21 protein-coding genes are annotated in these 21,154 nt (G+C 71.4%); 11 read left to right on the plus strand and 10 right to left on the minus strand.

Annotated elements, in window-relative coordinates; translation table 11 throughout:
• Positions 1-9: 9 nt before the first annotated feature.
• The 3 genes from FDM97_RS30440 to FDM97_RS30450 are packed head-to-tail and all read left to right on the plus strand — an operon-like array spanning position 10 to position 1,277.
• Complete coding sequence (locus FDM97_RS30440) at positions 10-522, plus strand: MarR family winged helix-turn-helix transcriptional regulator (RefSeq protein ID WP_175439293.1); 513 nt, start codon at positions 10-12, stop codon at positions 520-522.
• Positions 523-567: 45 nt separating this feature from the next.
• A complete protein-coding gene (locus tag FDM97_RS30445) occupies positions 568-1,029 on the plus strand; it encodes a sigma factor-like helix-turn-helix DNA-binding protein (RefSeq protein ID WP_137993692.1) in 462 nt (153 codons plus the stop codon).
• Positions 1,026-1,277 carry a hypothetical protein gene (locus tag FDM97_RS30450; RefSeq protein ID WP_137993693.1) on the plus strand — a complete coding sequence of 84 codons (252 nt, stop codon included), beginning with the start codon at positions 1,026-1,028 and terminating at the stop codon, positions 1,275-1,277. Before FDM97_RS30445 ends, FDM97_RS30450 begins: the two co-directional genes overlap by 4 nt.
• Positions 1,278-1,344: 67 nt before the next feature.
• On the opposite strand, the gene FDM97_RS30455 is transcribed toward FDM97_RS30450, so the two are convergent.
• Positions 1,345-2,499 carry a cystathionine gamma-synthase gene (locus FDM97_RS30455; protein WP_137993694.1) on the minus strand — a complete coding sequence of 385 codons (1,155 nt, stop codon included), beginning with the start codon at positions 2,497-2,499 and terminating at the stop codon, positions 1,345-1,347.
• 73 nt (positions 2,500-2,572) lie between these two features.
• Here FDM97_RS30455 and FDM97_RS30460 point away from each other — a divergent pair, with 73 nt between their 5' ends.
• The 4 genes from FDM97_RS30460 (at position 2,573) to msrA (ending at position 7,508) form a co-directional block, all read left to right on the plus strand.
• Positions 2,573-3,682: a hypothetical protein gene (locus FDM97_RS30460; protein WP_137993695.1), complete on the plus strand. Its 1,110-nt coding sequence runs from the start codon at positions 2,573-2,575 to the stop codon at positions 3,680-3,682.
• 206 nt (positions 3,683-3,888) lie between these two features.
• Positions 3,889-5,502: a M48 family metallopeptidase gene (locus tag FDM97_RS30465; protein ID WP_137993696.1), complete on the plus strand. Its 1,614-nt coding sequence runs from the start codon at positions 3,889-3,891 to the stop codon at positions 5,500-5,502.
• Positions 5,503-5,603: 101 nt separating this feature from the next.
• Complete coding sequence (locus tag FDM97_RS30470) at positions 5,604-6,722, plus strand: hypothetical protein (protein ID WP_175439441.1); 1,119 nt, start codon at positions 5,604-5,606, stop codon at positions 6,720-6,722.
• Positions 6,723-6,845: 123 nt separating this feature from the next.
• The gene (gene msrA, locus FDM97_RS30480) at positions 6,846-7,508 is read left to right on the plus strand and encodes a peptide-methionine (S)-S-oxide reductase MsrA (protein ID WP_137993698.1); all 663 of its coding nucleotides are present in this window, start codon (positions 6,846-6,848) and stop codon (positions 7,506-7,508) included.
• 125 nt (positions 7,509-7,633) lie between these two features.
• Here the strand turns inward: msrA and FDM97_RS30485 are convergent, their stop codons facing one another.
• Positions 7,634-7,990 carry a winged helix-turn-helix transcriptional regulator gene (locus FDM97_RS30485; protein ID WP_137993699.1) on the minus strand — a complete coding sequence of 119 codons (357 nt, stop codon included), beginning with the start codon at positions 7,988-7,990 and terminating at the stop codon, positions 7,634-7,636.
• Positions 7,991-8,039: 49 nt separating this feature from the next.
• Here FDM97_RS30485 and FDM97_RS30490 point away from each other — a divergent pair, with 49 nt between their 5' ends.
• On the plus strand, positions 8,040-8,951 hold the full coding sequence (locus FDM97_RS30490) for an NAD(P)-dependent oxidoreductase (RefSeq protein ID WP_137993700.1): 912 nt from the start codon (positions 8,040-8,042) through the stop codon (positions 8,949-8,951).
• A 2-nt stretch (positions 8,952-8,953) separates the two neighbouring features.
• Here FDM97_RS30490 and FDM97_RS30495 read toward each other — a convergent pair whose 3' ends face one another.
• The 4 genes from FDM97_RS30495 to FDM97_RS30510 form a co-directional block, all read right to left on the minus strand.
• A complete protein-coding gene (locus tag FDM97_RS30495; protein ID WP_432816262.1) occupies positions 8,954-9,163 on the minus strand; it encodes a CGNR zinc finger domain-containing protein in 210 nt (69 codons plus the stop codon).
• Between the two features lie 102 nt (positions 9,164-9,265).
• Positions 9,266-11,254: a DUF11 domain-containing protein gene (locus tag FDM97_RS30500; RefSeq protein ID WP_137993702.1), complete on the minus strand. Its 1,989-nt coding sequence runs from the start codon at positions 11,252-11,254 to the stop codon at positions 9,266-9,268.
• Between the two features lie 151 nt (positions 11,255-11,405).
• Complete coding sequence (locus tag FDM97_RS30505) at positions 11,406-11,753, minus strand: DUF1330 domain-containing protein (RefSeq protein ID WP_137993703.1); 348 nt, start codon at positions 11,751-11,753, stop codon at positions 11,406-11,408.
• Between the two features lie 65 nt (positions 11,754-11,818).
• Positions 11,819-12,889 carry an NAD(P)-dependent alcohol dehydrogenase gene (locus FDM97_RS30510; protein ID WP_137993704.1) on the minus strand — a complete coding sequence of 357 codons (1,071 nt, stop codon included), beginning with the start codon at positions 12,887-12,889 and terminating at the stop codon, positions 11,819-11,821.
• Between the two features lie 129 nt (positions 12,890-13,018).
• On the opposite strand from FDM97_RS30510, the gene FDM97_RS30515 reads away from it, so the two are divergent.
• Positions 13,019-13,891 (plus strand): helix-turn-helix domain-containing protein, encoded by an 873-nt coding sequence (locus FDM97_RS30515; RefSeq protein ID WP_137993705.1) that lies wholly within the window; start codon positions 13,019-13,021, stop codon positions 13,889-13,891.
• A gap of 62 nt (positions 13,892-13,953) precedes the next feature.
• Here the strand turns inward: FDM97_RS30515 and FDM97_RS30520 are convergent, their stop codons facing one another.
• Together FDM97_RS30520 and FDM97_RS30525 are read right to left on the minus strand one after the other, a co-directional pair.
• Positions 13,954-15,222, minus strand: a complete 1,269-nt coding sequence (locus FDM97_RS30520) for a L,D-transpeptidase (protein ID WP_137993706.1) — start codon at positions 15,220-15,222, stop codon at positions 13,954-13,956.
• A 193-nt stretch (positions 15,223-15,415) separates the two neighbouring features.
• Positions 15,416-15,787, minus strand: a complete 372-nt coding sequence (locus FDM97_RS30525) for a hypothetical protein (protein WP_137993707.1) — start codon at positions 15,785-15,787, stop codon at positions 15,416-15,418.
• 109 nt (positions 15,788-15,896) lie between these two features.
• Here FDM97_RS30525 and FDM97_RS30530 point away from each other — a divergent pair, with 109 nt between their 5' ends.
• Positions 15,897-16,157, plus strand: a complete 261-nt coding sequence (locus FDM97_RS30530; protein WP_137993708.1) for an LAETG motif-containing sortase-dependent surface protein — start codon at positions 15,897-15,899, stop codon at positions 16,155-16,157.
• 63 nt (positions 16,158-16,220) lie between these two features.
• Here FDM97_RS30530 and hutH read toward each other — a convergent pair whose 3' ends face one another.
• Together hutH and FDM97_RS30540 are read right to left on the minus strand one after the other, a co-directional pair.
• Entirely contained in the window at positions 16,221-17,762 is a 1,542-nt protein-coding gene (hutH, locus tag FDM97_RS30535) for a histidine ammonia-lyase (protein WP_137995123.1), read from the minus strand.
• 194 nt (positions 17,763-17,956) lie between these two features.
• Entirely contained in the window at positions 17,957-20,263 is a 2,307-nt protein-coding gene (locus FDM97_RS30540; protein WP_254705808.1) for an LPXTG cell wall anchor domain-containing protein, read from the minus strand.
• 150 nt (positions 20,264-20,413) lie between these two features.
• Here FDM97_RS30540 and FDM97_RS30545 point away from each other — a divergent pair, with 150 nt between their 5' ends.
• Positions 20,414-21,142, plus strand: a complete 729-nt coding sequence (locus tag FDM97_RS30545; protein ID WP_137993709.1) for a DUF6333 family protein — start codon at positions 20,414-20,416, stop codon at positions 21,140-21,142.
• Positions 21,143-21,154 lie beyond the last annotated feature (12 nt).

A 21,154-nucleotide genomic window follows, 5' to 3' on the forward strand; every position in this document is an offset into this window, starting at 1 on the left:
CCCACAGCCATGCCCACATCTCAGGACATGACGACTGAGCTTGACCCCGGTCTCCTCGATGCCCTCCAGCACCAGGTGGCCGTCTTCGCCCGCCGGGCCGAACAGACCCGTCTCGGCGGCACGGGGCAGCTCCGCAACTCGATGGACCGCGCCGCCTATCTGCTCCTCAACCGGCTCGACCAGGAAGGGCCGATGGGCGTCAAGGCGCTCGCGGCGGGCATGGGCATCGACTCCTCCACCGTCACCCGCCAGGTCGCCCCGCTCGTCGACACGGGCCTGGTCAAGCGCACCTCGCACCCGGAGGACGGGCGCGCGGTCGTGCTCCAGCTCTCCCCGCGCGGCCTGGCCCGCCTGGAGGAGGTCCGCGCCTCGCGGCGCGAGCTGATGGCGCAGGTGACGGAGGGCTGGACGGCGGAGGAGCGCGAGTCGTTCTGCACGCTGCTCACCCGCTTCAACTCGGCCCTGTCCGCACGCCAGTCGGGGCTGCCGCCCGCCACCGACACGGAGTCCGCATCCGGCTGACGCCGACCTCTTGACCTGGGCCGCGCCCTGTCCTCATATGAGGACGTGGGAGATCGACAGGACGGCCGGGAGGGCCAACCGCATTCCCGCACCCGGCAGTTCGAGGCGTTCGTGGCGGGGGCGGCGGGACGGCTGCTGCATGCCGCGACGCTGCTCACCGCCGAGACCCGGGCGCGCAACCCCCGCGCCCAGGCGCTGCTGACCGCCTCCCTCGCGCACACCTACGCCCAGTGGGACCGGCTGCGCGGCGAGGATCCGTACGACCTCACCCGCGCCGACCTCGCCACCCGCTTCGCCCGCACCGCGCGTCGGCACCAGCGCGGCCGGGGCGGCATCCTGTCCGCGCTCAGCCCGCAGGAGCGTCTCGTCGTGGTGCTGCGGCTGTACGAGGGTGTGGCCGAGGAGCAGACGGCGGCCCTGCTCGGGCTGCCCGAGGACCGGATCCGGGCCCTGTGCGCCCGGTCCGTTTCGGCGCTGCGGGACCGGCAGGGAAGGATCGCCTCATGAGCCGGTACGAGCAGCGGGAGGACGAGGTCCGGCGGATGCTGGAGAGCCCGCGCCCGCAGGTCCCAGGCGACCTGGCCGCGCGGGCCGTGGAGCGCGGGACCCGGCTGTTGAACCGGGACCGGGCGGTGCGCCGGGCGGGCTGGGTGCTGCTGGTCGTCGCGGTGATCGCGTTCGCGGTGTGGGCCTCGGTCGTACGGCCCTGGGAGGTGCCGCCGGCGGGGACCACACCACCGCTCGAAGGCTTCTGAGGCTGATCGGGCGGGGTGGGGCGGATGCCGCCGGGCGCCCCGCGCGGGAGCGCCCGGCGGGACGTGACTAGCCCAGCGCCTGGCGCAGGTCCGCCAGCAGGTCGTCCACGTTCTCGATGCCCACGGAGAGCCGGACCAGGTCGGCCGGGACCTCCAGGGCCGAGCCCGCCACGCTCGCGTGCGTCATCCGGCCCGGGTGCTCGATCAGGGACTCGACACCGCCCAGGGACTCGCCCAGGGTGAAGAGCTTCGCGCGGTTGCAGACCTCGACGGCCGCTTCCTCGCCGCCCACGACGCGGAAGGAGATCATGCCGCCGAAGGCCTTCATCTGCTTCGCGGCGATCTCGTGGCCCGGGTGCTCCGGCAGCCCCGGGTAGAGGACCTGGGTGACCTTCGGGTGCTGGGTCAGCATCTCCGCGACCTTGGTCGCGTTCTCGCTGTGCCGGTCCATCCGGACGGCGAGCGTCTTGATGCCGCGCAGCACGATCCAGGAGTCGAACGGGCCGGCGACCGCGCCCATCGCGTTCTGGTGGTACGCCAGTTCCTCGCCGAGCGTCTCGTCGGCCGTCACCAGCGCGCCGCCGACGACGTCCGAGTGGCCGCCCATGTACTTGGTCAGCGAGTGCACGACGACGTCCGCGCCGAGCGACAGCGGCTGCTGGAGGTACGGCGAGGCGAAGGTGTTGTCGACGACCAGCTTCGCCCCCGCCGTACGGGCCACGTCCGCGACGGCCGCGATGTCGGTGATGCCGAGCAGCGGGTTCGACGGGGTCTCGACCCAGATCAGCTTCGTACGCTCGTTGATCGCGGCGCGCACGGACTCGATGTCGGAGGTGTCGGCGACGGAGAAGTCCGCACCCCAGCGCTGGACGACCTTGGCGAAGAGCCGGAAGGTGCCACCGTAGGCGTCGTTGGGGATGACCACATGGGCGCCGGGGTAGAGGACCGTCCGCAGCAGGCAGTCCTCGGCGGCGAGACCCGAGGCGAAGGCGAGTCCGCGCCGGCCGCCCTCCAGCGCCGCGAGGTTCTCCTCGAGGGCGGTACGGGTGGGGTTGGCGCTCCGGCTGTACTCGTAACCGCCGCGCAGCCCGCCCACGCCGTCCTGCTTGTAGGTGGACACCTGGTAGATCGGCGGGACGACCGCGCCGGTCAGCGGGTCGGCGGTGTTGCCCGCGTGGATCGCGCGGGTCTCGAAGCTCTGGTGGATGTGCTCGTCGCTCATGTGTCAGGAGCGTAGTCCTGAGCGCGGTCCCCCGCCGCCCATCGTCTCACCGGGTGTCCTGGACAATGGACACATGGAGATTCTCTGGTTCCTGATGGCGGTCGCGCTGCTGGTCGCGGTCGTGGCCCCGTACGTGAGGCGCCGCCGCGGCGGGGTCGGCATCCGCCAGGTGGCGCCGGGTGCGCCCGACGCCGCCGACCCGGAGGCGTACGGCTTCCTGCGCCAGGAGGAGCAGGACGTACGGATGCCGGGGCCGGACCAGGATCTGCTCGACGTCCTCGACGTGGTCCAGGCGACCCAGGACTGGCGGGCGGCCTCGCAGCTGCTCGCCGCCACGGAGAAGGAGGGCGAGGTCCGCTGGCAGCGCGTGCAGGCGTTCGCGGGCGCGGCCTCGCTGGAGCTCCAGCGGAAGCCCGGCGTGGGCGGAGCGTGGCTGCGCGCCTGGCGCGCGGACTCGCCCAAGGACCCGGGCGGTGCCGCCGTGCACGCCGAGTTCCTGGTGCAGCAGGCGTGGCGCTCGTCCGCCGCCGGCACCGACGACTTCCGGATCATCCTCGAAGAGGCCCGCAAGGTGAGCGAGGAGGCGGCGCTGCTCGCCCCCGGCGACCCCGTGCCGTACATCGTCCAGCTCGCCGTCGCCCGTGGACTCGGCTACAGCCACGAGGAGTTCGACCAGGTCTGGGCGAAGATCATCGACCGGGCGCCGCAGCACATGGGCGCCCACCTGGCGGCCCTGCACTTCTGGTGCGAGAAGTGGCACGGCTCGCGCGAGGACGCCGACCGCTTCGCGACGGCGGCCGCGGCCCGCGCCCCGCACGGCTCGCTGCTCGCCGCGCTGCCGCTGTTCGCGGTCTACGAGCACCTGCCCGAGATCGTCCTCGTCCAGGACTTCTTCCGGACCGCGGTGGTCTCCAAGGCGATGGAGGGCGCGCTGTACGCGGTCCACTCGGCCCGCCCCGACGATCCGATGCTGGCCCATGTCCGCCATCTGCTCGTCCTGTTCCTGGTGCGCGCCGAGCGCTGGAGCGAGGCGATGCACCAACTGGTGCACGTGGACGGCCACGTGGGCGCGCTGCCGTGGACGCTGAACGCGGACCCGGCCGCGGAGTACACGGTGTACCGGAACCTGGCGGTGGCCGGGTACGAGGCGAACGGCGGGAGCCCGGCGACGCTGCCGCGCTAGCGGCCACGGGCGCCTCCGTGGCCGGCGGTACGAGTCGTATCGCCGCCCACGTGGCCGGCGGTACGCGTGCCCAGGTCGGCGGCCTTTCGCGCGTCCCGCGGGGCCGCCGGCGGATGTATGTGGACGGCACACGCGTCCATGGGTGATACTCCGCTTCCCCCCACAGCTCGAACGATCACACCCTTCCCGTGGGGGGACTCTGCCCAATGGGCGCTTCCTTGCGCGCGCTGCGCGCCCTCGTGCTGCTCGCCGGCTTCCATCTCCTCGGCTTCGTCATGCTCGCCCTGCTCGGGGCGATCGACTGGGCGGCCACGCTCTGGGCCCCCGGCCTCTGGGCCCTCAAGCTCTACCTCGTCACCGGCGTCCTCGCGGTCCCCGTCATCCGCGGCATGCTCATGCTGCGCACCCCCGAGGACGAGGCGGCCGGGGGCGTGCGCGTCACCGAGGCGGACGAGCCGCGGCTCTGGCAGGCCGTGCGGGAGCTGGCCGGAGAGGTCGGCACCCGGGGGCCCGACGAGATCCGGCTGACCGCCGAGGTGAACGCGGCCGTCAGCGAGGACTCCCGGCTCCTCGGCCTGCGCGGCGGCAGGCGCCGCCTCTACCTGGGCCTTCCGCTCATGGCCGGACTCTCCGAGGCACAGCTCCGGGCCGTCCTGGCCCATGAGTTCGGGCACTACACGCATGCCGACACCCGGCTCTCCGCCATCCCCGCGCGTGGCCGCGTCCAGGTCGAACGGACCGTCGCGCACTTCGAGCGGAAGGCGGGCGGGAAGGTCGCCAAGGAACGGGCACGGCAGGAGAAGAAGGCCGCGAAGCGGCTCGCCAAGGGCAGGACGGCCCGGGAGATCGACACGACCGGCGTGGGCTTCACGTTCCGCACGATGGCGAAGATCTACACCGCCTACGGGCGGTTCTCGCTGCGGGCCACGCAGGCCGACTCACGCCGGCAGGAGCTCGCCGCCGACCTCGCGGCCGCCCGGATCGCCGGCCGGGACGCGACCGCGTCGGCGCTGCGCGAGATCGCCGCCGTGGAGCAGGCCAACGGCTTCTACCTGGACTCGTACGCGATGCTGGGCGCCGAGTTCGGGCTGCTGCCGCCGCACGGCGAGGTGTTCGGCGGCGTACGGCATCTGCTGGCCGCGCGCTCCGAGGAGCTGGACGAGCTGCGGCAGGACCTGCCGACCCGGCCCGCCTCGCCGTACGACTCCCACCCGCCCCTGGCCGAGCGGGTCGCCCGTCTCGAGGCCCTGCCCGACGACGGCCTCGGCGCGCGCCCGTCGCTCCCCTCGCTCTCCCTGCTCGCCGCGCCGGAGGCCTCGCTCGCCGCGGTGGAGGCGGTCTCGCTCACCGAGGACGCCCAGCGGATGCTCCGGCTGGAGTGGCCGGACCTCGTGCACGAGTCGATGACCGCGCGTTTCGCCCGCGAGGCGGAGCCGATACGGCGGGCGACGGCCGAGGTCGCCGGGACCGAGGGCGGGACGGGCGCCGGGACCGCTTCCCTGGACGCGCTGCTCGACGCGATCGACGCAGGGAAGGTCCGGCAGATCACCGACCGGCTCCCGAAGTCCGAGCAGGCCGAGGCCGCGACCGGCCGCGCGGCCCGCGAGTTCGCCCGGCCGGTGCTGCGGCGGGGCCTGTCCCTGCTGGTGACGGGCGTGCTCACGGACGACGGGCGGGCGCGCTGGCGGCTGTCCTGGTCGGGCCCGGCGAGTCTGCGGATGCCGCCCGGCTACGAGGACGAACTGCCGGCGGCCCTGGACGCGGCGGTCGCGGACCGCCCCGACACCGCCCCTCTGCGCATGCTTGTGCGCACCCCCTGAGACATCCACCGAGACACCCGTTCGGCCGTCCCCCCACCCCCCGCCCCCCCCGAACCTCCGAACATCCGAACCTCCGAACCTCCGAACATCCGAAGGCAGTCATCGTGATCATCCTGTGGGTCGTCCTGGCCCCCCTCGTCCTGGGCGTGCTGGCCCTCGGGCTGTACTTCCTCAAGGCGATCGTGCAGGGCACCATCGAGGGCCTGCGCTCCGACCCGGAGGCCGAGGCCGCCGCCGAGGAGGTGGCCGCGCGGGTCGCCGCGCTGGGTCTGCGGCCCCCCGCGCGCCAGAACACCGAACTCCCCGCGCCGCACGAGCCCGCGCTCACCGTCGCCCTGGCGGCCGCCAAGGCGGGCGACTGGCAGCCTGCCGCCACGCTGCTCGACGGAACGGCGGCGCAGCGCGACTGGGAGCGCCGGAGCCACTTCTGCGAGCAGCTGGCCGACCTGGCCGCCGAGGACGACGCCTGGCTCCTGTCGTGGGAGGCGGCGCGCCCCGACGATCCGGCCGCGGCGCTCGTACGGGCGCGCAGCACGGTGCTCCTGGCGTGGAAGATCCGGGGCGCGAAGCGCGCGTCGTCCACGACCCACGAACAGTTCGAAGGCTTCCGCCGCACCCTGCTCCGCGCGCGCGACGAGCACACGCGCGCCGCGGCGCTGGCGCCGGAGGGCGACCCGGTCCCGTACGTGGCCGAGATCTGGACAGCGCTCGGCCTCGGCCACCCGCACGAGGAGATGCACCGGATCTGGAAGGAGATCACCAGCCGCGCCCCGCACCACTACGAGGCCCACTTCTCGGCGATGCAGTTCTGGTGCGCGAAGTGGCGCGGCTCGGAGGCGCTCGCCCGGGCGTTCGGCGTGCGGGCGGCGGCCGAGGCCCCGGCCGGGAGCCTGCTGTCGGTCTTCCCGCTGATCGCGCACTTCGAGCACGACGACTCGGACTCGGCCGACGTGGACCGCACACCCGAGATGTTCGCGACGGTCGACGCGATCCTGGCCGACGTGGCCGCGGCCGACCCGGGCCACCCGCGGCTGGCGGAGGTACGGCACCTGCTGGCGTACTACCTGTACCTGCAGGAGCGGTGGGACGAGGCGCTGGAGCAGTTCCGCCTGGTGGACGGCCATGTGGGCGCGTTCCTGCCGTGGCGCTACCGGGGCAACGCGGCGGAGGAGTTCTGCCGGATGCGCGACGAGTGCGTGGCCAACGGGTCGGGGGCCTGAGCCCGGGGGCCGAGGGGGTCGGGGTCGGGGTCGGGGTCGGGGTCGGGGTCGGGGTCGGGGTCGGGGGGAATCCCTCCCCGGCCCCGGGCGTTGTGCGTAACGCCCACCGCCCGAGGAGATCGCATGTTCCTGTCACGCACCCCCGTCCTCCCCACTCCCGAGCAGGCCCTGCGCGGACGCCCCGAGCCCGAGTTCACGGTGCCCGAGCGCCACACGGTCCTCGGCAACCCGCTGCTCGGCCCGTACCCCGAGGGGCTTGAGGTCGCGGACTTCGGGCTCGGCTGTTTCTGGGGCGCCGAGCGCAAGTTCTGGCAGACCGAGGGCGTCTGGACGACGCTGGTCGGCTACCAGGGCGGCATCACCCCGAACCCCGTGTACGAGGAGGTCTGCTCGGGCCTCACCGGCCACACCGAGGCCGTCCGGGTCGTCTTCGACCCGCGGCGGGTCTCGTACGAGCAGCTGCTCAAGCTCTTCTGGGAGTCCCACGACCCGACCCAGGGCTTCCGCCAGGGCAACGACGTCGGCACCCAGTACCGCTCGGCGGTCTACACCCACTCCCCCGAGCAGACCGAGGCCGCCGAGGCCTCCCGCGTCTCGTACCAGAAGGTCCTGACGGGCTCCGGCTACGGCACGATCACCACCGAGATCCTCCCGGCCGAGGGCCGTGCCTTCTACCCGGCCGAGGCCTACCACCAGCAGTACCTCGACAAGAACCCGGCCGGGTACTGCGGCATCGGCGGTACGGGCGTCTCCTGCCCGATCGGTGTCGCCCGCGCCGACGGCTGACGACAGCGCGCCGCCGACAAGTACCCACCTTTTTGTGGGTACTTGTCGGCGGCCGTTTGTGCGGCGAATCTGGTGGTGCGCGGTCGGTGAGGCGCGACGGCAGGGAGAGCACCGAGGGAGGTACGTCAGCGGGCCTGCCGCGCCTGTTCCTCCGCGAGCATGTCGAGGCGTCGGTGGCCCCAGTCGGCCAACGGGGCCAGCGCCTCGGACAGTTCGCGGCCGAAGCCGGTCAGGGAGTAGACGGTCTTCAGGGGCAGGACGTCGTACACCTCGCGATGCACCAGTCCGTCGGTCTCCATCTCGCGAAGCGCGTGGGTCAGTACCTTCTCGCTGAGACCCGGCAGCCGCCGGCGCAGTTCGCCGGGGCGGTGCGGGCCCGATTCCAGGGCCCAGAGCAGGGCGGTCTTCCACTTGCCGTCGATCACCGCGATCGCGGCGGTCACTCCACACGTGTTCACGTCCGTGGCACGACTGCGCGTCATTTCCGTCCTATTTATTCGTATTCGTCGTTGCCGCAAGGAGAGTTGAGGCATGTCGTCGTACACGCAAGAGTCTGCCGTGACCGTGCTCGGACTGGGCCCCATGGGCCGCGCCCTGGCCGGAACCCTCCTGGACGCGGGGGTGCGGACGACCGTCTGGAACCGCACTCCGGGCAGGGACCGTGACCTCGTCGAGCGGGGTGCGGCCGGGGCCGGCTCCGTCGTCGAGGCCGTCGCCGCGAGCGGGCTCGTCGTGGTGTGCGTCGTGAACTACGACGCGGCGGACGCCGTCCTGCGGCGCGAGGAGGTGACCGCGGCGCTGAAGGGGCGGACCGTGGTGAACCTGACCGCGGACACCCCGGACCGGGCGAGGGACACCGCCGCGTGGGCCGCCGAGCACGGCATCGGCTACCTGGACGGCGCGATCATGACCCCCGCGGCCAGTATCGGGACGCCCGGCGCCGTCTTCCTGTACAGCGGCCCGGAGGAGGTCTACCGGCGCCACAAGCCCGTTCTCGGGACGTGGGGCGGTACGCACACACACCTGGGCGAGGAGGTCGGCCGGGCCGCGGCCTACGACATCGCGCTGCTCGACATCTTCTGGACGGCGATGGCGGGCTACGCGCACGCCCTGGCCGTGGCGCAGGCCGAGGGGATCAGCCCGCGGGAGCTGGCGCCGTTCGCCAAGGGGATCGGCGCGATCCTGCCGCCGATCTTCGAGGAGGGCGCCGAGGACATGGCCGCCGGCACGTTCTCCGGGGAGGGCAATCCGATCACCTCGGCGGTGTCGTCCATGGCCCACATCGTGCACACCTCGGAGCGGCACGGCATCGACGCGGGGGTGATGCGGGCGGCCGAAGGGCTGGCGCGCCGGGTCGTCGGGCTGGGGCACGGAGCCGACGGGTTCCTGCGGGTGGCCGACGTACTGGGGCGGCAGGCGCGGGTGGGCGGCACCCGGGAGTAGTCCTACGCGCGGCGGCTGCCGCAGGTCGCAAGGGAGCACCAGCCGCGGCGGCCGCTCGCGTCGAGGAAGAGCCGGCCGCAGTCGTCGCTCGGGCAGCCGCGGACCGTGAGGCGGCGCGGGTCGGCGAGGAGGTCGGCGGCGGCGCGGGCCGTGGCGAGGAGCGGGAGGTGGAGGTCGACCCGGCGGGGTACAAGACGCTGACGATGGTCCACGGGACGACCGACGCGCTCTGCGAGCGCGTCGGCCAGGACATGGAGAACGGCGCGGGGCCCGGAGTCCCACGACTCCGGGCCCCGGGCCTCCGGGTGTACCGGTCACGGACAGCTGATGCGGGTGTCGCCCGTGTCGGTGGTGCAGGTGTCGGTGTTGTAGCCGCCGTTCGCGGTGTCGTTGCCGGCGACGCCGTCGACGGTGTTGAGGGTGTCGCTGCCGTAGTTGCCGAAGAGCGTGTCGCTGCCCGGGCCGCCGATGAGCGTGTCGTTGTGGGCGTTGCCGTCGGCGCGGTCGTTGCCGGGCCCGGCGTGGACGGTGTCGTTGCCGTAGCTCGCGTTGATGATGTCGTTGCCGCTGAGGGCGCAGATCACGTCGTTGTTGTAGGTGCCGTTGAGGGTGTCGTTGCCGCTGGTGCCGATGATGGTGCAGCCGCGGTTGTTGTTCACCGTGGTGGTGCGGGTCGCCGTGTTGTTGCTCGTCAGGGGGTCGGTCTGGGTGGCGGTGACCGTCGCGGTGTCGGTGAGGGTGCCGGTGCGCGAGGGCTCGGCGACGATCGTCACGGTGGCGGTGGCGCCGGAGGTGCCGGCGGCGGTGAGCGAACCGATCGCGCAGGTGACCCGGCCCGGGGCGAGGGTGCAGGTTCCGCGGTTGGTGGTGGCCGACAGGATGGTGGCCGTGCCCGTCAGGGTGTCGGTGAGCTGGACGTTCGTCGCCATGGTCGTGGTGCTGTTGTTCGTCACGCGCACGGTGTACGTGGCGGTGTCGCCGATGCTGACCGCGGTGGGCCCGGTCTTCGTCACCGACACGTCCACGCCGGCCGGCGGCTCGCTGCCGCCACCGCCCAGGTAGCGGGCCAGGCCGCGGTGGGCTTCGAAGCTGTAGGCGGTACCGGCGAGTCCGGCGGCGACGATCTTGCCGTCGGACTGCAGCGCCACCTGGGCGGCCTGGTCGTCGGGGCCGCCGAAGTCGGTGGTCACCCTGCCGTCGCCGCCGAAGTCCGGGTCCAGGCTGCCGCCGGTGTTGTACCGCGTCAGCGCGAAGTCGCTGCCGTAGTGGCCGGCCGCGACGATCCTGCCGTCGGACTGCAGCGCCACGTCCGCGGCGCCGCCGTCCTCGGGGCCGAAGGCGGTGGTGACCCTGCCGTCGCCGTCGAAGCTCGTGTCCGGGGCCCCGGTGGTGGTGAACCGCGTGACCAGGAAGGCGTTGCCGTCCTTGCCGGCGGCGACGATCCGGCCGTCGGACTGCAGCGCCACGCCCTCGGCGGATCCGGTGCCGGTGGTCACCCTGCCGTCGCCGTCGAAGCTCGTGTCCAGGCTGCCGTCGGCGTGGTAGCGGGTCAGGGCGAGTCCCTCCGCGCGCCCGGCGGCGACGATCCGGCCGTCGGGCTGCAGCGCCAGGTCGTTGACCCCGTGACAGCAACCGGTGCCGAAAGTGGTGGTGACGATGCCGTCTCCGCTGAAGCTCGGGTCCGGGACACCGGAGGAGTCCCAGCGCACCAACGACCACACCCCGAAGCTCGCCCCGCCGGCGACGATCCTGCCGTCGGGCTGCACCACCACCGCCTCGGCGGTCTCGATCGCGTCGACGTCGATCTCCGTGAGCACCCTGCCGCCGTCACCGAAGCCGGTGTCCAGGCTGCCGTCGGGGTGGTAGCGGGCCGCCGCCCACGCGCCGTTGCCGCCCCAGTTGGTGGACCCCCCGACGGCGACGATCTTGCCGTCGGGCTGCAGGGCGACCGCCCGGCCCTCGTCGTTGTCGGTGCCGAAGTCGGTGGTGACGATGCCGTCGCCGCCGAACGTCGTGTCCAGGCTGCCGTCGGGGTTGTAGCGCGTCAGCGTGAAGTCGCCGGAGGTCTCGCTGGAGTAGCCGTAGCCGATCGTGACGATCCTGCCGTCGGGCTGTACGGCCATGCCCTCGGCGCCCGCGTAGCCGCCCAGGTCCGTGACGACCCTGCCGTCGCCGCCGAAGGCGGGGTCCAGGTCACCGGGGGCGGCCGTCGCCGCCGCGGGCAGGCTCAGGACGAGCGCCAGGGCCGTGGCGCTCACCGCGCCGGCGCGCCCGGCCCGGTGCCATGGGGATTTCAGGGGCATGCGTGACCACTCCGTCCGTCGGAACCTGGGGGCCACAGCTTTCTGGGAGGGTGGCGGCCGGCAGGGGCACGGCGGGACGGACTGCGCCTACTGGACGGCGAGGCTCCACCCCCAGGGGTGAGGGTTCGATCACCGGGGCGAACCGTAGGCGTCAGGGCCGTGCCTGCCGCAGCAGCGCCGCCGTCGCCGCCGGGTCGTAGCCCGGTGCGACGCCGTCGATGAGGAGCACGTCGCCGGTCATGTGCCGGGTGCGCAGCGGGACCAGCTCCTGGTAGGCGGCGGAGTCGTACCAGCCGCGCGCCTCGTCCATCGACGGGAAGCCGATGATGACGAGCGCGCCCGGCCACGCGCCCTCGCGGACCTCGCGCTCGGGCGCGCCGTGCACGAGGAAGCGGCCGCCGAAGGGGTCGAGGGTGGCCTGGATGCGCTCGATGTAGGTGAGGACCTCGTCGTCGAGGACGGGCTTCGGGTGCAGGTTTCCGATGGCGTATGCGGTCATGACGCAAGCGTGCCGGGACATGCCGTACGGGTCGATTACCCCGCACGTCATGCCCCGGCGGCGGCTCAGATCGTCGACGTGTCGATCACGAAGCGGTAGCGCACATCGCTCGTGAGCACCCGCTCGTACGCCTCGTTGATCTGGTCGGCGCGGATCACCTCGATCTCCGCGCCAAGACCGTGCTCCGCGCAGAAGTCGAGCATCTCCTGGGTCTCGGCGATGCCGCCGATCATCGAGCCGGCGAGGGTCTTGCGGCCGCCGATCAGCGAGAACAGGTTGAGCGCGATCGGCTCCTCGGGGGCGCCGACGTTCACCAGGGCGCCGTCCGTCCTGACCAGGCTCAGGTAGGCGCCGAAGTCCAGCGGGGCCGAGACGGTGGAGATGATCAGGTCGAAGGAGCCGGCGAGCCGGGTGAAGGTCTCCGGGTCGCTGGTGGCGTAGTAGTGGTCGGCGCCCAGCTTGAGGCCGTCCTCCTGCTTCTTCAGCGACTGGCTGAGCACGGTCACCTCGGCGCCGAGCGCGTGGGCGATCTTGACGCCCATGTGACCGAGGCCGCCGAGGCCGACGATCGCCACCTTCTTGCCGGGGCCGGCCTTCCAGTGGGCGAGCGGCGAGTAGAGGGTGATGCCGGCGCAGAGCAGCGGGGCGGCCTCGTCGAGCGCGATGCCGTCCGGGATGCGCAGGGTGTAGTTCTCGTCGACGACGATGTGGGTGGAGTAGCCGCCGTAGGTGGGCTCTCCGTTCTTGTCGAGGGCGTTGTACGTGCCGGTGCCGCCCTTGACGCAGTACTGCTCCAGGCCCTGCCCGCAGTAGTCGCACTCACGGCAGGAGTCGACGAAGCAGCCGACGCCGACGCGGTCGCCGACCTTGTGCCGGGTGACGCCGGAGCCGACCTCGGTGACGATTCCGGCGATCTCGTGGCCCGGCACCATCGGGAAGATGCCCTCGCCCCAGCCGTTCCGCGCCTGGTGGATGTCGGAGTGGCAGATGCCGGAGTACTTGATCTCGATGAGGACGTCGTGCTCCCCGACCGGGCGGCGCGGCACGGTGGTGCGCTCCAGCGGGGCGTTGGCGGCGGGTGCCGCGTAAGCGGGTACGGCGGATACGGCGGATACGGCGGAAACGTTCGTGGTCATGGCGGCAAGCCTGCCTGGCCCCGCGCGGAGTACCCAGGCCTCTGCTCTGCCTACGTCCAGCGTGCCTACCACTGGCAGGGACAGGAACAGCCGTCCACCGCGTCGTACGACCGGGGATACTGGGGATCCATGGACCTCAGTTCCGAACTCAGCGAATTCCTGCGCTCGCGCCGGGCCCGGCTGAAGCCCGAGGACGTGGGGCTGCCCGAGTTCGGGCGCCACCGCCGCGTCCCGGGGCTGCGCCGCGAGGAGCTCGCGCAGCTGGCCGGGGTGTCCGTGGCGTACTACACCCGGCTCGAGCAGGGCAACGGCCGCAACGTGTCCATGGAGGTCCTGGACGCGATCGCGCGGGCGCTGCGGCTGAGCGACACCGAGCGCGCGCATCTGACGCATCTGGCGAAGCCGACCGTGAAGAAGAAGCAGCGGGCGGCGATCACCCGGCCCCAGCAGCTGCGGCCCGGGGTGATGCACCTGCTGGACTCGATGGACGGTTTTCCGGCGTTCGTCGTGGGCCGCCGGCTCGACATCCTGGCGTGGAACCGGATGGCCCGGGCGCTGTTCGGCGACTTCGCGGCGATGGAGCCGGAGCAGCGGAACATGGCGAGGATGGTCTTCCTCGACCCGAACGCCCGCGATCTCTACCTCGACTGGGAGTGCAAGGCGACCGAGGTGGTGAGCGTGCTGCGGCTGTACGCGGGCTGCTACCCGGACGATCCGGCGCTGCTCGCGCTGGTCGGCGAGCTGTCGGTGAAGAGCGAGGAGTTCCGCTCGCTGTGGGCGGCGCACACGGTCGCCGACAAGGGGCACGGGACCAAACGTCTGCGGCATCCGCTGGTGGGCGAGATGACGCTCGGCTACGAGAGCCTGAAGGTGGCGGGCGCGGACCCGGACCTGGTGCTCGTGACGTACCACGCGGAGCCGGGGACGCCCTCGGCGGACGCGCTGCGGCTCCTCGCGCAGTGGGGCGTGGACGAGGCCGTGGACGTAGACGTACGGAAGTGACGGAAGCGGCCCCCTCGTCGGACGAGGGGGCCGCTTCCGTCGTACGTACGTCCGGGTACGGATCAGACCGCCGAGCCGGCCTTCCAGTCGGCCCAGCTCAGGTTCCAGCCGTTGAGGCCGTTGTCGGGGGCGATCGTCTTGTCCTTGGAGTTCTTGACGATCACGACGTCGCCGACGATCGAGCGGTCGTAGAACCAGGCGGCCATCTGGTTGGGGTCGCCGGCGCCCTTGACGTCGTTGAGGCCCACGCAGCCGTGGCTGGTGTTCACGGAGCCGAAGACGGAGTCGGCGCCCCAGTAGTTGCCGTGGATGAACGTGCCCGAGGTGGAGAGCCGCATGGCGTGCGGGACGTCCTTGATGTCGTACTCGCCCTTGCCGTCGTCGTCCGTGAAGCCGACGGTGGCGCCGTTCATCCGGGTCTCCTTGAACTTCTCGGAGATCACCATCTGACCGTTGTAGGTCGGGTTCTCCGGAGAGCCGGCGGAGATCGGGATGGTCTTGATCGTCTTGCCGTCCTGCTTGACCGTCATGGTCTTGGCGGCGACGTCGACGGTGGAGACCTGGTTGCGGCCGATCTTGAAGGTGACGGTCTTCTGCTGGACGCCGTAGACACCCTTCGCGCCCTCGACGCCGTCGAGGTCCAGCTTCAGCGTGACGGTGGAGCCCTCGGCCCAGTAGTCGTCGGGGCGGAAGTCGAGGCGCTGGGAGTTGAACCAGTGCCCGACGACCTCCTGGCCGCTGCTGGAGGTCACCGTGATGCCGCCCTGGACGGCGGCCTTGTCGGTGATGGCCTTGTTGAACTTGATCGAGACCGGCATGCCGACGCCGACGGTGGAGCCGTCCTCGGGGGTGAAGTTGCCGATGAAGCTGTTGGCCTGGGAGACGGTGGTGAAGGAGGAGTTCTCGTGCGCCTCCAGGCCCTCCGCGTCCACGGCAGTGGCGGCGATCTTGTAGACGGTCGCGCGCTTGAGCTGCTCGGTGGGCTTCCAGCTCAGCTTGTCCGCCGACATCTCACCCTTGACGCTCTCGCCGTCCTGGGTGGTCATCGTCACCTCGGTCAGCGTGCCGTCGGCGACCGTGACCTTGGCGGCGTTGTTGATCGAGGCGTTGTCGGCGCCGTTCTTCGGTTCGATGGATATCTGGGCCTTCGACGTCTTCTGCGCCGCGGCCTCGTCGACCTGAGCCTGTGACTGTGGCGACGCGGAACTGTCGGAGGCACCGCCCTTGTCCCCACCGCTGCACGCCGAGAGCACCAATACGCCACCGAGCACCGCGGCCGCGGCCGCCAGGCTCTTGCGGCGCTTGCCGTCCGTCATCACACGCTTCTCCATCGTCGCCTGATCCCTGCCAACACTTGCCTGAACATCCATGAGACCCCGCCCGGTTCCGGAACCGGAGGGATTGTGGGGAACACCACTGGGGCACCACTGATCGACACGCCCGTGCGGTGCCTCCGGTTCCCGTACAGGGGGAAGCCCCGGCACGGGACGTCGTACCGGGGCTCCGAGCAGGGCAGATGCGCTGCTACACCGGTGCTCTGTCGTCTTCTTCCTCGTCGTCCGCGTCGTCCGCGTCGTCCTCGTCCCCATCTTCCTCGTCGAGGTCCCACTCCTGGGCATCGGGGTCGTACTCGACCTCCTCGCTGCTCCAGGAGGCCTGGACGAGCTCGATCCCGGGGACCTCGCTGACGAGGTCGAACGGCTCGATGAGATAGGCCAGGGCCTCGGCGCTGTCCTCGCGTACGGCGGAGCGGGCGTGCACGCGCTCGTCCTCCGGCATGTACTCGTCGGCGTCGATCCGGCCGACGGCCGCCTCGGTCAGCTCCTCGGGGCCGTCGATCTCCAGGACGACGTCCACCCGAAGCCGTACATAACGTGATGTCTCGGAAGTGCTCATACGACGGAGCGTAGGCGGCCCGGGCTCTCGACTTTCCCGCGACCCGCTGTGTTCATTAGCATCGGCACTCCTACCAATTCGCGGTTTCCGCAAGGGGGATCGAATCTCCGTGTCCGTCGCTCGACGCCCGCTGCTGACCGCTACGGCGGCCGGGACGCTGCTCTTCGCTCTGTGGTTCGTTCCGTCCGCGAACGCGACCGACGAGCAACGGGTCACGACGACGCAGGCGGAGCGCGAGGCCGCCGAGACGCGCCTGGCGGAGACGGGCAGCCCGGACACGACGCCGTATCTGATCGGCGGGACGGGCTTCCTGGTGGTGGGGGCGGGATTCGTGACGCTGGCGATGAGACGCGGCGGCCGGGTCCACTGACACCGGACGACGACGAAGGGCCACCGCCCCGTGTGGGGCGGCGGCCCTTGGTGATCTCTCCCGTTACGCCAGGGGTCCGGTGACCGGCTCCACGGCCGCGACGAGCTTGCCCGCGCGTACGAAGGCGTCGGCGGCCTCCAGATCGGGGGCGAGGAAGCGGTCCGGGCCCGGACCCTCGACACCGGCCGCGCGCAGGGCCTCGATGGCGGCCTGGGAGGCGGGGGCGGGGGTCAGGCCGCGGCGGAGCTCGATGCCGCGGGTGGCGGCGTAGAGCTCGACGGCGAGGATCCGGTTGAGGTTGCCGATCGCGGTGCGCAGCTTGCGGGCGGCGGACCAGCCCATGGAGACGTGGTCCTCCTGCATGGCGGAGGACGGGATGGAGTCGGCGGAGGCCGGGACGGCCAGCCGCTTCATCTCGCTGACCAGGGCGGCCTGGGTGTACTGGGCGATCATCAGGCCCGAGTCGACGCCGGCGTCGTCGGCGAGGAAGGGCGGCAGGCCGTGGGACCGGTTCTTGTCGAGGAGCCGGTCGGTGCGGCGCTCGGCGATGGAGCCGAGGTCGGCGGCGGCGATCGCGAGGAAGTCGAGGACGTACGCGACGGGGGCGCCGTGGAAGTTGCCGTTGGAGCGGACCTGGCCGTCCCTGAGGACCACGGGGTTGTCCACGGCCGAGGCGAGCTCGCGCTCGGCGACGAGGCGGGCGTGGGCCATGGTGTCGCGGCCGGCGCCGGCGACCTGCGGGGCGCAGCGCACGGAGTACGCGTCCTGGACGCGCGGGGCCTCTTCCTCCTGGAAGTGGCCGGTGAGCCCGGAGCCCTTGAGCACGGCGAGCATGTTGGCGGCGGAGGCGCCCTGGCCCGGGTGCGGGCGGATGTCGTGCAGCTCGGGCTCGAGGACCTTCTCGGTGCCGAGGAGGGCTTCGAGGGAGAGGGCCGCGGTGATGTCGGCGGACTTGTAGAGCGTGTCGAGATCGGCGAGAGCCATGATCAGCATGCCGAGCATGCCGTCGGTGCCGTTGAGAAGGGCGAGGCCCTCCTTCTCGCGGAGCTCGACCGGCTGGATCCCCGCGGCGGCGAGCAGCTCACCGGCGGGCTTCACGGTGCCGTCGGGCCCCTCGGCGTCCCCCTCGCCCATGAGGGCCAGGGCGCAGTGCGAGAGCGGCGCGAGGTCGCCGGAGCAGCCGAGGGAGCCGTACTCGTGCACGACCGGCGTGATGCCGGCGTTCAGGACGTCGGCCATGGTCCGCGCGACCTCGGGCCGTACGCCGGTGTGCCCGGAGGCGACGGTCTTGAGCCGCAGGAACATCAGCGCGCGCACGACCTCCCGCTCGACGCGCGGCCCCATGCCGGCGGCGTGCGAGCGGACGATGTTGCGCTGCAGCTGGGCGCGGAGCTCCGGGCTGATGTGCCGCGTGGCAAGCGCACCGAACCCGGTCGAGACGCCGTACACCGGCTCGGGCTTGGCGGCCAGCGCGTCGATGACGGCCCGCGCGTCGCCGAGCGCCTGCAGCGCTTCGCCGGACAGCTCGACGCGGGCGCCGTGACGGGCGACGTCGATGACGTCCTGGAAGGTGGTTCCGGACGTGCCAAGGACGACTGAGTGCATATCCATATTCAGCAGCCTACGGACTGAATCCCAACATGTCACTAGCCGACCGGCGGACGACCCCTTACGCGGCTCACCGGGCTGCCACTCGGCGCCGGCGAGGGGCCCTCGCCATCAGGGCGACGCGAGCGGCCCCGCACCCGTGGTGTGGGTGCGGGGCCGCTGTCGTGTGCCTGGAGGGTGGAGTCGACCGATCAGCCGGCGGTGACCTTGCGCCGGCGCTTCCACCACATCAGCGCCGCGCCTGCTGCCGCGAGGGCCGCGGCGATGCCGGCGATGAGGCCGACCGGCGTGTCGGATCCGGTGTCGGCGAGGTCGCCGTCCGGGTCCTTGGCGGGCGGGGTGGGCTTGCCGTCGTTGCCGCCCGACGGAGGGGTGGACGGCGTGGGTGTCGACGGGGAGTCGGTCGGCTTGTCCGTCGGCTCGTCCGTCGGCGTCGGGGTGGGCGTCGGCACGTCACCACCCGTGGACTTGCCGGAGGTGTTTCCGCCGAGCATCACGAAGCCGTCCTTGTCCGCGTCCTCGGTCATCTGCCCGACGGCGAACTCCGCGGTGCGCGGCTTGTAGCGGTGCTCGGTACGGAAACGCACCGGGTCCAGGTTGCGCTTCGGGGCCTTGGAGTAGTCGACCCCGCCGACCGTGTAGACGTAGGTCTGGGTTCCGTTGGACCACTCGTACGTGAACTCGCCCTCCTTGAAGATCTTCACGTACTGGTTGAAGATCCCCTCGCGGGTCCAGTCCTGGTTCGGGGCGCGCAGGGGCCACTTCGACACGTCACCACTGTTGATGATCTCGCGGTAGTCCGTGGGCGTCTTGGCGTCCTGCTGGCGGATCCACTCGGCCGCCACCCGCGCGGTGAAGACCCGGCGAAGGTCCGCGTACTGCGGGGCGTTGTTGATCTGCTCGGTCACGTAGGGAGTGATCCACGTGTCGAGCATGCGGTCGGCGTGGTTCTTCTCCGCCTCGGTCAGATCGCAGCCCTTGCCGGGGTCGGCGTCGAAGTCCTGCGGGACGGTGTTGAGCTTCAGCGGAGTGTCGAGGATGTGGATCCCGCCGTCCTGCTCGCGCACCACGGCGGTCTCCGGCTCGATCCAGGCCCGCAGAGCGTGCAGGCAGGGGGCACCGTTCCGTCGCGGCAGGGTGTCCCAGAACCGCTTGCCACGGTCGGTCTTGGGGTCCATGGCCCCGTACAGGTCGTGCTTCAGCCGGAAGTCGGCTTCGAGGAGAACCCGGCCGGCGTCGGTCTTGCCGAACTTGGCGTCCATGATCCTGTTCGGCTCGTCCGGATTCAGGTTCACCCAGAACGTGGACGGGTCGAGGGCGAGCCAGGTGAAGAAGCTGTCGGAGATGAGCTGGGCCTTCTCCCGCCCTCCCCAGCCGGCCGCGTACTCGTCGTCGACATGCTTCGCGGAGAACGCGTAGTTCAGGCCCTCGCCCTTGACGGGCTTGCCGACATAGCGCAGGTCCAGGGTGGAGAAGTCGATGCCGCCGGGGCCCTTGGGCATCCTGCCCTGGGGGTCGTTCGCCTTGATCCGGTCGAGCTGTTCCTTGAGGTCCTTCGGCGTGGCCGGCGACTGCCTGATCAGGTCGTTGCCGCCGCCACGGGAGCCGGTGTTCTTCCCCGCGCCGTTGGACAGGAACGGGTCGTTGCGACGGTAGGGGCCGTTCTCCGTGCCCCTGGGAGCCTGCGGCTTGTGGTCGGAGTGGAAGTTGTACGCCCGCACCCGCTCACGGCCCAGCGCGTCCTTGCCCGCCGATTCCTTCATCTCCTTCATGAAGGTGCGGGCGTCGCTCTCCTGCTTTTCACCGAAGACGAAGGTGTACTTGTAGGAGCTCCAGCCCCTGTGCTTCGCCCACGCCTTGTCGGCAGGTTTCTGAGATCCGTCCGGCTTGCCGTTGGACTTCATCTCCACGATCTCGCGGGTCTTCTTGTTGTAGGCGTCCAGGACCCGCTTGTGACGCTCGCCGGTGTCGGGATCGGTGAAGTACACCTCCTTCTGGCAGATCCAGTCCGGGCCGGTCAGGCCCATCTCCTTGACGACCTTCTTCTCGAACGCGTCCCCGCGCGGGTCGTTGCCCTGGTTGGGTATGTACTGCTTGATCAGGTAGGAGTCGAAGTCCTTCCACCGCTTCTGGGCGTTGAACCGGGCGTAGATACGGCGCGGGTCGTCGTGCCCGTACTTCTTGTAGTCCTTTCCGGCGGCGTCCAGCTCCGCCTGGGTGGGGTTGAGCCCGTCGAACTCCATGCCGGGGTTCACGTACTCGTACTGGTCCCACAGGTCCTTCACGCGCGAGGCATCACCCTGCGGAAGGCTCTTGGTGGGAGTGCCCTTGAGTCCGAACAGTTCGTCGCAGCGCTTGCCGGGCTTGAGCGGCGCCGGCGCGGCCTCCGCGCTGTCGAGGGACGGAAGACCGCTTAAGGCCATGACGGAGGCGCAGGCCAGGGCGAGGATGCCGTGGGCCCAGGCGCGCCGTCGAGGCAGCCGCATGGATCGGTTCACTTCGAATTCTCCTGGGGGGCCCAGGATGTGATGGGCCGGATCGTCAGTGGCCCCCGTGGTCGTTGACGCCGGCTGTGCCAGCCTAGGCACCAACTCGCCACGTACGCACGGGAGATCGCGTCGAGGGATTGTGCGGTTACGGTGGCGGTCATGACGGAGAGCAGCTATTGGACGTGCCCGCCGCAGGCGGAGGTGCGAGGGTCGGGGCATTACACGGTCACGGTGGTACTGCCGCCGTTCCCGGACGACTCACAGGAGTGGCCGCCCAACGACCCTGAGCGCGCACGGGAGTTCGCCGCGTCGTTCGGGACGATCGACGAAGTGCTGGAGTATCACGGCGAACGGAACATCAGCGCCGGCTTCTCGCTCGACACCCGCGACGATCTGGACTGGATCCAGGTCGGGGTGTGGGGGAACGTGATCGGCATCTCGGATCCCGCCTTGGCGGACGAGGGAAACTCATGGCCGGTACTGGAGCAGGTCAGCGCACTTGCGGAACGGTTCCCGGGGGCGAAGATCATCGGCGGGGCGACGGTGGACCGCGGCGAGACCCACGAGGAGGCGGCGTGGGTGGTTCCGGGCTTCGAGCCGGTGCACTCCGAGGGCTGGCCCGTCGAGGGCGACGTGTCACGGTGGACGCTGGGCGGTGACCCGCGGGCCGTTCTGGACGCCTGCGGCGTGACGGCGCAGATGATGAAGGACGCCGACGTCACGTACGACCCGGACGACCCCAGCTCGACCTACTGGGGCGGGCTCGGGGAACTGATCCTGGGACCGCACCGCCCCTGGAGGCGGCGGAGGGTGAGGACCTCGGTGTTCCGCGTGCGCCACACCCACGCCGCCACGGATCTGATGGAAGAGAACTGGATCCACGACTGAAGGGCCTTCGTC

The sequence above is a fragment of the Streptomyces vilmorinianum genome, assembly GCF_005517195.1.
GTDB classification, from domain to species: domain Bacteria; phylum Actinomycetota; class Actinomycetes; order Streptomycetales; family Streptomycetaceae; genus Streptomyces; species Streptomyces vilmorinianum.

Excerpts from the sequence above, each read along its gene's own strand:
- FDM97_RS30450 (WP_137993693.1), top strand. The coding sequence starts at position 1,026 with ATGAGCCGGTACGAGCAGCGGGAGGACGAGGTCCGGCGGATGCTGGAG.
- FDM97_RS30490 (WP_137993700.1), top strand. The coding sequence starts at position 8,040 with ATGTCGTCGTACACGCAAGAGTCTGCCGTGACCGTGCTCGGACTGGGC.
- msrA (WP_137993698.1), top strand. The coding sequence starts at position 6,846 with ATGTTCCTGTCACGCACCCCCGTCCTCCCCACTCCCGAGCAGGCCCTG.
- FDM97_RS30465 (WP_137993696.1), top strand. The coding sequence starts at position 3,889 with ATGGGCGCTTCCTTGCGCGCGCTGCGCGCCCTCGTGCTGCTCGCCGGC.
- FDM97_RS30510 (WP_137993704.1), bottom strand. The coding sequence starts at position 12,889 with ATGACCACGAACGTTTCCGCCGTATCCGCCGTATCCGCCGTACCCGCT.
- FDM97_RS30440 (WP_175439293.1), top strand. The coding sequence starts at position 10 with ATGCCCACATCTCAGGACATGACGACTGAGCTTGACCCCGGTCTCCTC.
- hutH (WP_137995123.1), bottom strand. The coding sequence starts at position 17,762 with ATGCACTCAGTCGTCCTTGGCACGTCCGGAACCACCTTCCAGGACGTC.
- FDM97_RS30545 (WP_137993709.1), top strand. The coding sequence starts at position 20,414 with ATGACGGAGAGCAGCTATTGGACGTGCCCGCCGCAGGCGGAGGTGCGA.
- FDM97_RS30455 (WP_137993694.1), bottom strand. The coding sequence starts at position 2,499 with ATGAGCGACGAGCACATCCACCAGAGCTTCGAGACCCGCGCGATCCAC.
- FDM97_RS30460 (WP_137993695.1), top strand. The coding sequence starts at position 2,573 with ATGGAGATTCTCTGGTTCCTGATGGCGGTCGCGCTGCTGGTCGCGGTC.
- FDM97_RS30505 (WP_137993703.1), bottom strand. The coding sequence starts at position 11,753 with ATGACCGCATACGCCATCGGAAACCTGCACCCGAAGCCCGTCCTCGAC.
- FDM97_RS30525 (WP_137993707.1), bottom strand. The coding sequence starts at position 15,787 with ATGAGCACTTCCGAGACATCACGTTATGTACGGCTTCGGGTGGACGTC.
- FDM97_RS30500 (WP_137993702.1), bottom strand. The coding sequence starts at position 11,254 with ATGCCCCTGAAATCCCCATGGCACCGGGCCGGGCGCGCCGGCGCGGTG.
- FDM97_RS30515 (WP_137993705.1), top strand. The coding sequence starts at position 13,019 with ATGGACCTCAGTTCCGAACTCAGCGAATTCCTGCGCTCGCGCCGGGCC.
- FDM97_RS30485 (WP_137993699.1), bottom strand. The coding sequence starts at position 7,990 with ATGACGCGCAGTCGTGCCACGGACGTGAACACGTGTGGAGTGACCGCC.
- FDM97_RS30520 (WP_137993706.1), bottom strand. The coding sequence starts at position 15,222 with ATGGAGAAGCGTGTGATGACGGACGGCAAGCGCCGCAAGAGCCTGGCG.